The following is a 12,086-nucleotide window of genomic DNA, read 5'->3' as shown; positions in this document are numbered from 1 at the left end:
GTTTGTAACATTCATGTAATATTACAGTCATATAACGAAACATCCCCATATCCACCTCTACTTTTGTTACAAATTAACATAAATCTTTCATTAATAAAGTGGAATCTATCAAATTCTTACTGATAGTTCATGCGAGATAAAATACAATCTTTCCAAGATAAGTTTATATGTTTCCTCCATATAACTATGTATAATAAAAACAAAGAGGTGGTCATTTTGAAATTAATCGCATTAGATATGGATGGTACACTACTATCATCTAATCTTGAAATCTCCAGCGAGAACTTACAAGCTATCCAAACTGCAAAAGAGGCTGGTCATATAGTTATGATTTGTTCTGGTCGTGCAAAAGAAGATGCTTTAAAATTATTGGAAGAATATAAACTATCTCTTCCGGTTGGAGCGAGCAATGGGGCAATTGTTTATGTGGATGGAAAAGTAATTAACTCGCGTTGTTTACAAAACGATAAAGTATACAAGCTTGCAAAATTACTAGAATCTGAAGGTTTTCCTTATAAGCTATATACGAATAAAGGAGTTTATTCTCCATATACATGGCAAGATCAAGTCATGCAAGCGTTCGAAGAGAACAAGCATACACTAGATGTTACACTTGAGGAACTTGAAAGAATTACAGAAAAACAAAAGAAATCAAACTTAATTACTGATTTCCAAAAAATCGAAGATGTTGTAAATAATCCAGAATTAGAAATATCTAAATTCTTCATTTTGACGTTTAACGCAGAGCATCGTACACAGCTATTAAGCGTGTTACAAGAAGACACCGATATTTCAGTTACAGCATCCGCTCCTACTAATGTAGAAATTATGGATAAGCATGGTCATAAAGGGAACGGTCTACAAGAAATGGCCGCTTATTTCAATATACCAATTGAAGATACTATTGCAATCGGGGACAACTTTAATGATGTGCCAATGTTACAAGTAGCTGGCTTATCAGTGGCAATGGGAAATGCTGAAGAAGATGTAAAAAAACTATGTGATGTTGTAACATTAACAAACAATGAACATGGTGTTGCTCATGCAATCGAGCAATTTGTATTGAAACAAACTTCATCTAGTAAATAAAAAAAGGACTCTTTCAGTTTCTGAAAGGGTCCTTCTCTTTTATACATGATGACAAGCAACAAAGTGCTCTTCACCAACATTACGGAATTCTGGTACCGTTTGTTTACAAATATCTGTTGCAAATGGGCAACGTGTATGAAAGCGACAACCTGAAGGTGGATTCGCTGGACTTGGAATATCACCCTCTAGTATAATTCGCTCTCGCTTCACTGTTGGGTCTGGTATTGGCACAGCGGATAACAATGCTTTTGTATACGGATGAAGTGGATTTATAAATAACTCATCACGTGGCGCTGTTTCCACAATCGTTCCTAAATACATAATTCCAATCTTCGTACATAAATGCTCTACTACGCTTAAATCATGTGAAATGAATAAATAAGATAGTCCTTTTTTCTCCTGTAACTCACTAAATAAATTAATGATTTGTGCTTGAATAGATACATCTAGTGCTGCCACAGGTTCGTCAGCTACAATAAATTCTGGATTTAATACCATAGCTCTTGCGATAACGATACGTTGACGTTGTCCACCAGAAAACTCATGAGGGTACCGGTCAATATGATATGGAGCTAAGCCACATAACTCTAATACTTCTGTCACCTTCTCACGAACATTTTCTTTCGTCGCTAATCCGTGAGCTAACATCGGCTCACCAAGCGCTTCCCCAATTCTCATTCTCGGATTTAATGAGCTAAATGGATCTTGGAAAACAAGTTGCATATTAGGACGATGTTTTCTCAATTCTTCCTTAGATAAAGAGTGAACATCTTGCCCTTTAAACTTCACTTCCCCTTCCGTTTTTTGAACGAGACGTAAAATTGTTTTTCCTATCGTCGTTTTTCCGCTTCCCGATTCACCAACGAGGCCGAATACTTCACCTTTATTAATAGTAAAACTTACCCCATCAACTGCTTTTACATGTCCAACCGTTCTACTAAATATGCCGCCTTTAATTGGAAAATATGTTTTTAAGTTCTTTACTTCTAATAATGGTTCACTCATTGTTCCGCACGCTCCTCATATAACCAGCAAGCAACTTTATGATTCTCATCATGTACATTCAAACTTGGCGCCTCTTCTTTACATATTTCCATACAATGCTCACAACGGCCGCTAAAGTAGCAAAACTCATCCAAACCAACTAAATTAGGAACTTGCCCTGGAATAGAATATAGTTTATCTATTCGTTTACCCATTACTGGTTTTGATTTCAACAAACCTTTCGTATACGGGTGTTTCGGATTTTTGAATATCTCTAGTACTGGGGCTTCTTCAATAACTTTCCCGCCATACATAACGACAACATAATCAGCCATTTCCGCTACGACACCTAAGTCATGTGTAATTAATAAAATCGACGTTTTAAATTCTTCTTTCACTTGTCTTAGTAGATCCAATATTTGAGCCTGAATCGTAACATCAAGAGCCGTTGTCGGTTCATCCGCAATTAATAACTTAGGATTACAACTAAGTGCAACAGCAATCATAATACGTTGTAACATACCACCACTTAGTTCGTGTGGATAAGAATGGACGATTTCATCCGCACGAGCTATGCCGACTTTACGAATTAACTCAATCGCCTTCTTATATGCTTCATTTTTACTAAGCAGTTCATGCTCCCTTAACGTCTCTACAATTTGTTCCCCTACAGTAAATACTGGATTTAGCGATGTCATCGGTTCTTGGAAAATCATCGCAATATCATTCCCTCGTAAACTACGAAGCTCTTTCTCTTTCATTCCTAAAAGACTTTTTCCTTCATATAAAATATCTCCTCCTACTACACTGCCTGATTCAGCAATAAGTCCCATAATAGATAAAGCCGTTACACTTTTCCCGCAACCAGATTCACCTACAACACAAACAGTTTCACCTTCTCGAACTGTAAAACTAACATGATTCACAGCTTTTACTGTTCCTTCTTCTGTCTGAAAGTGTGTTTGTAAGTCTTTCAACTCTACTACCGCTTTACTCATATTCCCTCACCTACCGTCTCATCTTTGGATCTAACGCATCACGAAGTGCATCACCAAGTAAATTAATGGATACAACTGTTATAAAAATTGCAAAACCAGGCGGAATCCATAACCACGGACGCTTTTGGAAATCAATTAATGAGTTAGCTGCGCTAATCATATTCCCCCATGACGGTGTAGGTGGGACGACTCCGAGACCTAAGTAGCTTAGTGCGGACTCACTTAAAATAGATCCAGCCACGCCCAAAGTTGCTACAACAATAAGTAACGGAAAGACATTAGGAATTAAATGATGAATAATTTTTCGAGAATCCTTTAATCCTAATACATCTGCTGCTTGCATAAAGGCTTGCTCCCGCAATGTTAAAATTTGTCCTCTCACAAGACGAGCAAGCCCTGGCCATCCTACTAAACTTAAAATAATCATTACAACATATAAACGGTATTCTGATGGTAATTTCCATTCTGATAAAATCGCTCCCATTATAATAAGTAGCGGTAATCCCGGAATGGACATTAGCACATCCGCAACACGCATAATTAAATGATCCACAACCCCTCGATAAAAACCAGCAATTGCTCCTAATAAAGCTCCTAGTATAACGGATAGTAGCATCGACGCTAAACCAATTGTTAATGAAATACGCCCTGCTTGCATAAGTCTAGTTAAAATATCCCGCCCCAACTGGTCTGTTCCAAGCCAATGTGACAGGCTGGGCGGTTTATTAATTTGTGTTACTTGTACTTTCCCATCTGCATATGGTGAAAAGATTGGACCGATAAAACTAAATAAAAACATAAATATTAAAACGTATAAGCCACACAGTGCCATCTTATTTTTCTTGATTTTTTTATACGCTTGGCGCCATGGTGATGATTCATTTTTCTTTTTCCGTTCTTTCTTTTTCCCTATTATTGGTGTAATAGTCTCCATATCTTTCCCCCCTTTACTTCAATCGAATTCTTGGATCAACAAACGCATATACAATATCAGCTAAGAAATTAGCCATAATTGTTAAACAAGAAAGAAACATTGTAAACGCCATTAATACGGTATAATCACGGAAGTTTAATGCCTCTAATTGAATACTCCCAATCCCTGGCCAATTAAAAATCTGTTCAATAATAATAGCTCCTGAAAATAAACCCGGTAATTCAAAAGCGAGTAATGTAATTGCTGGCAAAATTGCATTTTTCAATGCATGTTTATAAATAACAGTTCTTTCTTTTAAACCTTTTGCACGAGCGGTACGAATATAATCTTGTCTAATAACATCCAACATGCCGGTTCTAAAATATCGTGTTAACGATCCTACACCAAGAAGCGTTAAAATAAATACAGGTAGAATCATATGACGTAATACTTCTAATATGTATGCTATCCCTGTTGAGTTACTCCCAATATCAATCATGCCACCAATAGGTAATAACTTTAAATCAACTGCTAATAATTTAATTAAAAATAGTCCGATAAAGAATGATGGAAATGACATTGCTGCAAAGACACCGATTGTTACCAATCTATCAAACCAAGAGTGCTGCTTTGTTGCAGAAATAACCCCAATAATAAGAGCAATAATCCAAGTGAAAAATAAAGCTGCAACAGCAACAATAAATGTATTCCAAATGAATTTATTAAGTAATGAAGTTACCGGTTCTTGATACTGTAAAGAAAATCCAAAATCACCATGCAAAGCATTCACTAACCAATGAAAATACCTTTCAATAATTGGTTTGTTTAAGCCGTATAATTCCCTTAATTCTTGGGCTCTCTCTGGTGTTAACTTTGGATTTGAATCAATATAATCTCCCGGCAAAAGTGCAAATAAGAAAAAAATAATAATAGATGTACCAAACAATGTAGGGATCATTTGAAGGAACCTACGAATGATATATGTTTTCACCTTTTGTCTCCCCAATCCTATTTACTTAAAAATAGAAGAACATTTTTTCAAAACAGCTACCATTCCATTGCTGTGTGAAAAAACGTCTTCTATTATTTAGGTCAATCCTTATTGTTCAATAGATAATACTGGTAAGTTAGAACTGATGCTATCGTACTTTTCTGGATCAATTCCTTTTATACGTGCATTATGAGCATACAGTAGTTTACGATAGTTTAATAAAATAACTGGTGGATCATCACTTAACTCTTTATACAGTTCTTTATAAATTGCTTTACGTTTTTCAATATCTGTCGTCCCTATACCTTTTACAATCAAGTCATCTACTTTCGGATTACTATAACCCGTATCACTTTTTGGATTAGTCGATAAGTAATCACTTACAACTTCACTTGGATCACTAATTCCTGGTGTTGAAACTGCCGCTAAATCGTAGTCACCTTTCCCTACTTTTGAAAGCATCGTATTAAAGTCCATCAACTCTGGATTTAATTCAACACCGATTTCTTTGTAACTTTCTTTTGCAATTGGAATAAAGATATCATTTGTTTTACCTGTATTTGATGCGTAGTATGTTAATTTTAATTTTTGACCATCTTTTTCACGAACCCCGTCAGAACCTACCTTCCAACCAGCCTCATCTAATAATTTTTTAGCCTTTTCTACGTCGTGTGGATATTTATTAATACCTTCTTCTGTATATGCCCATGAAACTGGCGCAATTGGTACGTTAGCAACAGATCCATATCCTTGTAAAGCTGTATCCACATACTTCTTACGGTCTAATCCATAAGTAAGTGCTTGACGTACCTTTTTATCTTTCAAATACGATTTCTTATTATTTACATAGATATAAGCAATATCACTTGATGATTCAAGATTAATGTTTGCAAACTCTAATCCTTTTAATTGGTCTATATTCTCAGGATTTGCTCTAAATCCACTATAGTCCAGTTCACCGGTTTGGAATAATTGGAATCCAGTATCACCTGATGTGATTTTGTAAATAAAGTTTTTGATTTTTGGTTTACCTGCATAATAATGTTCGTTAGCAACAAAGCGTACTTCTTGACCTGGAACATATTTTTCAAATTTATATGGACCCGCCGCAATTGGTTGCCCATATAATGCTTTTAAATAGTCTAAACTTGTATTTTGTTTATAATCTTTTCCATAATAAGCTTTTGATAGCACTGGACCACCTAAATTAATTAGCGCCTGTGAATTAACTTTTTCAGTTGTAATTTTAATTGTTTGTGGATCAACAACTTGAATTCCTTCAATAGAAGTTGCTTTTCCTTCTTTATATTCTTTTCCACCTTTAACAGCATACTGAGCAATGTCCATTCCACCTTCATACGCTTTATCATGAAGTAGTGTTAATGTAAATGCTACGTCCTCAGCCGTTAAAGGCGAACCATCACTAAATTTTAGATTTTTACGTAAATGGAATGTATATGTTAACTGGTCAGCAGAAATATCCCATTTTTCTGCAAGGTCCGGAATAGGTTTACTTTGTTTGTCTGTTGTTACTAGTGATGCAAAAATTACAGACGTTACATTTCCATCCCAACCATTCTCTTGGAAATATGGAAGGAAAACTCCCCCTGGCTTAGAAATAGCCGTAATAAAAGTATCCTTTCGCTGATTTGCTTTCTCTGGACTTTTCTTTTTATCTGTAGCTGGAATTGATTCAATCTTAGCGTCTTTTAAGTCTTGTTTTTTTACCGGTTCTGTAGAAGCCGTCTCTTCCTGTCCCCCACAAGCAGATAACACAAGCGAACTACTCAGTAATACCGAAAATACACCAGCCCATTTTTTTGTCTTTTTCTTCATTGTCCCCACCCTAACTTTTTAATAGTGATACCCTTTGAACTTATTAGCTTATGTATGCCTCCCACAGCACATTTATAGCCAATCGGAAAAGTCGGTTTTAATCGTAAAAAAATAGATGTTTTTGAGGGGTAACAATCCTATTCCGACCTTTCCGGTAGACTTTATGGTTATTAGCTTATATCTTCCGTTATATTTTGTCAATTCTTTCTAAAAAATATTTTGAGAATTTTTTCAAAATTATTGTTCTATCTTTAATTTAGGTAAACTTAACAAGATACCGTTATAGTTATCTTCTTGTAATCCTTGAATGCGTGCATGATGTGCAGACACAACTTTACTATTATTTAAGAAGATTACAGGCGGATCTTCACTCAACTCCTGGTACAACTTTTTATAAATTTCTTTGCGTTTTTCAATATCTAATGTTTCTAGTGCCTGCTTCGCTAATTCATCTACTTTCGGATTATGGTATCCATCATAGTTTCGTTTACTTGTTGAAACAAACTCCTCAATTGTTCCACTCGGATCATCAATCATTGGCGTAGATACCATTGCTAAATCATAATCACCTTTTATCACTTTTGAAATCATCGTATTAAAGTCCATATATTCTGGGTTAAACTCTACACCAAGCTTTTTATAATCCTCTTTCATCACCGGGATCATTACATCATTTATTTTACTTGCAGAAGAAGCAAAATAACTTACCTTCAATTTTTGACCATCTTTTTCGCGGATTCCATCTGAACCAGCTTTCCATCCAGCCTCATCCAATAATTCCTTTGCTTTCTCTAAGTTATACTCATATTTATTAATACCTTCTTCTGTATACGCCCAAGAAACTGGCGTAATCGGTACATTAACGAGTGAAGCATAACCTTGGAAATACGTATCAACAACTTTTTGACGCTCTAATCCGTAAATAAATGCTTGGCGGACACGCTTATCTTTAAAGTATGGTTTCTTATAATTCATTTTAATGTAGCCGTAAGAGCTTCCTGTATATACATTAATATTGGCAAAACCTAAATCCTTTAACTGTTCAATCGTCTCCGTATTTGTCGTAAAACCATCATAATCTACTTCCCCGGCTTGAAATTGTTGTAGCTTTGTATCACCTTTTGAAATTTTATAAATAAAGTGCTCAATCTTCGGTTTTCCTTCAAAATAATTTTCATTAGCTACAAATCGAACCTCTTGACCAGGAATATATTTATCTAATTTATAAGCTCCTGCTCCCATCGGTTTTCCATATAACTCTTTTAAATACTCCAGGTGCCCTTGTTTATACTCTTTCCCGTAATAAGCTTTAGATATAACTTCTCCACCGATTAATGATAGTGTTTGGGCATTTACCTTTTCAGTCGTAACCGTAATTGTTTTCGGATCAATGACTTGAATTCCCTCAATAAAGGTTGCCTTTCCTTCTTTATACGCTTGCCCCCCCTTTATTGCTGTTTGACTTATATCAGTCGCTCCACTATAAGTTGGATCGTGTAATAGCGTTAATGTAAATGCTACATCATCTGCAGTTAGTGGTGATCCATCACTAAACTTTAAACCATCTTTCAAATAGAACGTGTATGTAAGCTGATCCTCCGAAATATCCCACTTCTTCGCTAAAATTGGAATTGGTTTTCCTTCCTTATCGAGTCCAACAAGAGGTGCAAAGATAGCTTGCGTTATATTACCATCCCATCCATTCTCCATAAAGTGCGGAAGGAATATCCCTCCAGGACTCGGCATTCCAACTACAAAAGTATCTTTTCTTTCTTTTGCTTTTACGGGACTTTTTGCTTTGTCGCTTGCCTGAATAAATTCATCTTTTACTTTCGGTACGTTCCCAGCTTCGTTTGTACTCGCTTCCTCTTGACCACATCCGGCTAGTAATACTGATACACTCAAAAATGTAGCAATTGCTCCTTTAAAAACATTTTTCATTGCACTATCACCTTTACCTTCTTAATTTTTAACGATGTAGGAACATAGGACTCCTTTCTACAACTATATTAATTATTCCTATAAAAATAGTATGAATTAATTTCAAGATTATTCCTTTCCTTTAAATATGTCAACCGTTCTCTTTTATTTCTTATTAAAAAATTAAAAATTCACTTCTATTCGTTCCGTATGAAACATAGAATACTAATAACCAATAACCAAAAAGGGGGCGAAAACATGGACAACCTATTCCAATACGTCCTGCACTACGTATTATTAACAATTATGATAGTCGGGGCGCTATTACTATTCCCATTCTTCCCAAAGTTCGTCCTCTTTTTAGCTTTTTTTATTATGCTCGGGATCGCTATTATCATTTCGACAAGAGAAGATACGACACAAACAGAAAACAGAGTTCAGCGTGTAAAGCTGTAACTCTGTTTTTTTGTTTTCAATCATGCTTTGCTGTTACACATACTTATGTCTCGGGAAATAATTAGCCGATCTAAAAAGCTCCTAACACTATTTATGTTTCACAACCTATGCAAGTTACGAAACAAAGATTTATCAAATTTACTGTTTCACGTGAAACACAACTTTTATTTATCTCTTAAAGCAAAACAGCAGTATAAAAAAGCGAATCCCTTCAGTAAAACTGAAAGGATTCGCTTTTTATTTTTCACTCCACAATATTCTCTAACTCATTATATAACTCCGCTCGTAACAACTCTTTCTTCGTTTTTTCTTCATACAATTGTTCAAGCATTTCAACATCAACTACTTGTTCCATCTTACACTCAAGCGTATATATATCTTCTTCAACATGCATTAACTCAGTTTCAATCTCCTCAATATTCCTAACTTCTTTCTTTTTTACAGGGACTGTTTCCATACTTTTCTTCCTTGGCGTCGCTGCTTTATTACTTGTGTCTCGGTTTTTTCTTCCCACTTTTGACGCGCCCATGCATAGTTCCCTGCAAACTCAAATAATTTACACTCATCAATCCAATACGTCTTTTCAAATAACTTATTTAAAAAATAACGATCATGTGAAACAGCTAAAATCGTTCCATTATATTGTTCAAGAGCTTCCTCTAAAACTTCTCTTGATTCAATGTCGAGATGATTTGTTGGCTCATCTAAAATTAAAAAATTGATATCTTGATACATAAGTTGCGCAAGTCTTAACCTCATTTTTTCTCCACCGCTCAGTTGCGTTACTTTCTTAAACACCGCTGGACCATAAAATAAAAACTTAGCTAATATATGTCTCGCTTCTCCCTCTGTTACAGCTACACATTCCCTGAAAGCCTCCAATACATTACTCTTCATATTTCCGTACGCATGCTGGGATAAATAACCGATTTTCACACTACTTCCAATTCGAATTTCTCCAGCGTCTGGTTCTATTTCTTCTAATAATAACTTTAATAGCGTTGTCTTTCCTGTACCATTACGACCAACGATAGCTGCACGCTCTTGAAAACGAACATGTAAATTTGCTTCGTTAAATAAAAGATGTTCCGCAAATCTTTTACTCACTTCTTTCATTACAACAACATCTTTTCCACTTCTCTCTTGCCCTTCAAACTGAAGTCCCATTTGTTTTCGTTCTAAAATAGGTTTCTTTAGTTTTTCCATACGTTCCAGTGCACGTTCCATACTTCTTGCTCTCTTATGCAATCCTTCATTTGGAGGATTCGCCTGATTTGCCCATTCACGTAGTCGCTTAATTGCTTCTTTCATTTTCTTTATTTTCTTTTGCTGTTCTTGATAAGCCTGAAACTCCTGAAGCAACCTTTCTTCCTTTTCCTCAACAAACTGAGAATAGTTTGTATGATACACGTGAATCTCTCCATCTTCTAAATCAAAAATCTTCGTTACAACTTCATCAAGGAAATAGCGATCATGTGAAATAACCATAACTGTTCCGTTGTATTCTTTTAAAAATTGCTCTAACCATTCGACTGCAAATAAATCTAAATGATTGGTTGGTTCATCTAATAAAAGTAAATCTGGTTTCTGCAACAGCATGTATGCAAGGCTTACTTTTGTTTGCTCCCCACCACTTAGCTCCAGAAATGATCGATGGAATAGTTCTGTCACCTGTAAACCATTTGCTACCTTCATAATGTTCGCTTCGATTTCATAACCACCAAGAAACGCAAACTTTTCTTGGATGATTCCGTATCTCTCCATTAATTTTTGTAAAACAGAAGATTCCTGTTCTTCCGCCATATGTTTTTCTAAAGTACGCATTTCTCTTTCTAATTCTTTTTCTATTTTAAAAGCGGAACTCAATACTTCATATACAGTCATACTTTCATCAAATTTCGGAATTTGTGCCACATGACCGATACGTGTACCTTTCTTCATATGAATGGCCCCTGCATCCAAACTTTCCATTCCAGTTAGAAGCTGAAAGATTGTTGTCTTCCCACTACCGTTACGACCAACTAATCCAACACGTTCACCATTCTTTATTTCAAGCGATATATTTTCAAATATGATGTTTCCACCAAAAGATTTCCTTACATTATTTACACTACAAATTGTCATTTTCCGTACTCCTTTCAATATAAAAAACCATGGGGAAGAAACACTCCCCATGGTTTTCGGCATAGAAAAAGGAAGCTAAATAGCTCCCTTTTCACACGTTTATTAAAAATGGGTGAAGAGATTTCTATCGTTCTATAGCTACTATGCAATTGTTAAAAAAGGGCAGACGTATCCCGTTAACAACTACATCATGAAAAATCGCACGACAAAAATAGATAAAATCTAAAAATTTGGCACGTGCAGCTAAAGAACGTTTCATCTCATTCACCTCTTTCGTACGGAATTTAATACTTACTTCTTTATTATACTTTCCCATTCCATGTTTGAATAGTCATTTTTCTGAAAATAATGAAGATAGACTAAACATTTCGATAAGTGACATCAAATCTTACAAAACTGTTATGTTCACGTAATGGAAAGCGATAGTACGAAAAGATGCCTCCCTATACAATAAAGATGTAAACAAAAGAGACACCAAAAGGAGGAAACAATCATGATGAAGGAAATCGTAAAAGCAATCTTTGAGGTATTAGTGAACGGACAAGCAGTTGTAAAAGAACTAAACGAACTATAAAAAGGAGTGAAAGAATATGATGAACATGGTAAAAATGATTTTACACGCTTTAGTTGATGCAAAAGCAGTTAGCCAAGAATTAAACCAACAATAAAAAGGGGTAAATGAATATGAAGAAAGCCATTATTGTAATCGCAAGTACAGCAATTGCCTTTTACACAATAAAAAATAGAAAAAAGAAGCACAATAAAAACGATCTAT

The 12,086-nt window shown here is 35.3% G+C and carries 10 protein-coding genes and 1 pseudogene; 3 read left to right on the top strand and 8 right to left on the bottom strand.

Annotation, left to right across the window (positions count from 1 at the left end; translation table 11 throughout):
* Window positions 1-216 precede the first annotated feature (216 nt).
* A complete protein-coding gene (locus MR083_RS24610; protein ID WP_000766435.1) occupies window positions 217-1,089 on the top strand; it encodes a Cof-type HAD-IIB family hydrolase in 873 nt (290 codons plus the stop codon).
* 39 nt (window positions 1,090-1,128) lie between these two features.
* Here the strand turns inward: MR083_RS24610 and MR083_RS24605 are convergent, their stop codons facing one another.
* From MR083_RS24605 to MR083_RS24580, 6 genes are all read right to left on the bottom strand, one after another.
* A complete protein-coding gene (locus tag MR083_RS24605) occupies window positions 1,129-2,094 on the bottom strand; it encodes an ABC transporter ATP-binding protein (protein WP_001294511.1) in 966 nt (321 codons plus the stop codon).
* Window positions 2,091-3,071: an ABC transporter ATP-binding protein gene (locus MR083_RS24600; protein WP_000030795.1), complete on the bottom strand. Its 981-nt coding sequence runs from the start codon at window positions 3,069-3,071 to the stop codon at window positions 2,091-2,093. The genes MR083_RS24605 and MR083_RS24600 overlap by 4 nt, the downstream gene beginning before the upstream one ends.
* Before the next feature lie 10 nt (window positions 3,072-3,081).
* Window positions 3,082-4,005: an oligopeptide ABC transporter permease gene (opp4C, locus tag MR083_RS24595; RefSeq protein WP_000447963.1), complete on the bottom strand. Its 924-nt coding sequence runs from the start codon at window positions 4,003-4,005 to the stop codon at window positions 3,082-3,084.
* A gap of 13 nt (window positions 4,006-4,018) precedes the next feature.
* Window positions 4,019-4,975 (bottom strand): ABC transporter permease, encoded by a 957-nt coding sequence (locus tag MR083_RS24590; RefSeq protein WP_000860691.1) that lies wholly within the window; start codon window positions 4,973-4,975, stop codon window positions 4,019-4,021.
* Window positions 4,976-5,083: 108 nt separating this feature from the next.
* The gene (locus MR083_RS24585; RefSeq protein WP_000730690.1) at window positions 5,084-6,811 is read right to left on the bottom strand and encodes an ABC transporter substrate-binding protein; all 1,728 of its coding nucleotides are present in this window, start codon (window positions 6,809-6,811) and stop codon (window positions 5,084-5,086) included.
* 237 nt (window positions 6,812-7,048) lie between these two features.
* Complete coding sequence (locus tag MR083_RS24580; protein ID WP_000799895.1) at window positions 7,049-8,752, bottom strand: ABC transporter substrate-binding protein; 1,704 nt, start codon at window positions 8,750-8,752, stop codon at window positions 7,049-7,051.
* 237 nt (window positions 8,753-8,989) lie between these two features.
* On the opposite strand from MR083_RS24580, the gene MR083_RS24575 reads away from it, so the two are divergent.
* On the top strand, window positions 8,990-9,187 hold the full coding sequence (locus MR083_RS24575) for a hypothetical protein (RefSeq protein ID WP_242269976.1): 198 nt from the start codon (window positions 8,990-8,992) through the stop codon (window positions 9,185-9,187).
* A gap of 244 nt (window positions 9,188-9,431) precedes the next feature.
* Here MR083_RS24575 and abc-f read toward each other — a convergent pair.
* Window positions 9,432-11,311, bottom strand: a pseudogene (gene abc-f, locus MR083_RS24570) (ribosomal protection-like ABC-F family protein).
* 124 nt (window positions 11,312-11,435) lie between these two features.
* Window positions 11,436-11,570 carry an RAxF-45 family protein gene (locus MR083_RS24565; RefSeq protein ID WP_000830641.1) on the bottom strand — a complete coding sequence of 45 codons (135 nt, stop codon included), beginning with the start codon at window positions 11,568-11,570 and terminating at the stop codon, window positions 11,436-11,438.
* Window positions 11,571-11,989: 419 nt separating this feature from the next.
* On the opposite strand from MR083_RS24565, the gene MR083_RS24560 reads away from it, so the two are divergent.
* Window positions 11,990-12,086, top strand: a 97-nt coding sequence (locus MR083_RS24560; RefSeq protein ID WP_242269977.1) for a spore coat protein B, incomplete at its 3' end; no start/stop codon positions are given.

Origin of the sequence: Bacillus cereus group sp. BfR-BA-01408 (genome assembly GCF_022663305.1) — a bacterium.
In the GTDB taxonomy this organism is placed as follows: domain Bacteria; phylum Bacillota; class Bacilli; order Bacillales; family Bacillaceae_G; genus Bacillus_A; species Bacillus_A pacificus.
The sequence above is the reverse complement of the archived record's forward strand: the minus strand, read 5'-3'. Positions and strand labels throughout refer to the sequence as shown.

Bases quoted from the DNA above. Each gene is read 5' to 3' on its own strand.
- MR083_RS24605 (WP_001294511.1), bottom strand. From the start codon at position 2,094: ATGAGTGAACCATTATTAGAAGTAAAGAACTTAAAAACATATTTTCCA.
- MR083_RS24600 (WP_000030795.1), bottom strand. From the start codon at position 3,071: ATGAGTAAAGCGGTAGTAGAGTTGAAAGACTTACAAACACACTTTCAG.
- opp4C (WP_000447963.1), bottom strand. From the start codon at position 4,005: ATGGAGACTATTACACCAATAATAGGGAAAAAGAAAGAACGGAAAAAG.
- MR083_RS24585 (WP_000730690.1), bottom strand. From the start codon at position 6,811: ATGAAGAAAAAGACAAAAAAATGGGCTGGTGTATTTTCGGTATTACTG.
- MR083_RS24580 (WP_000799895.1), bottom strand. From the start codon at position 8,752: ATGAAAAATGTTTTTAAAGGAGCAATTGCTACATTTTTGAGTGTATCA.
- MR083_RS24575 (WP_242269976.1), top strand. From the start codon at position 8,990: ATGGACAACCTATTCCAATACGTCCTGCACTACGTATTATTAACAATT.
- MR083_RS24565 (WP_000830641.1), bottom strand. From the start codon at position 11,570: ATGAAACGTTCTTTAGCTGCACGTGCCAAATTTTTAGATTTTATCTAT.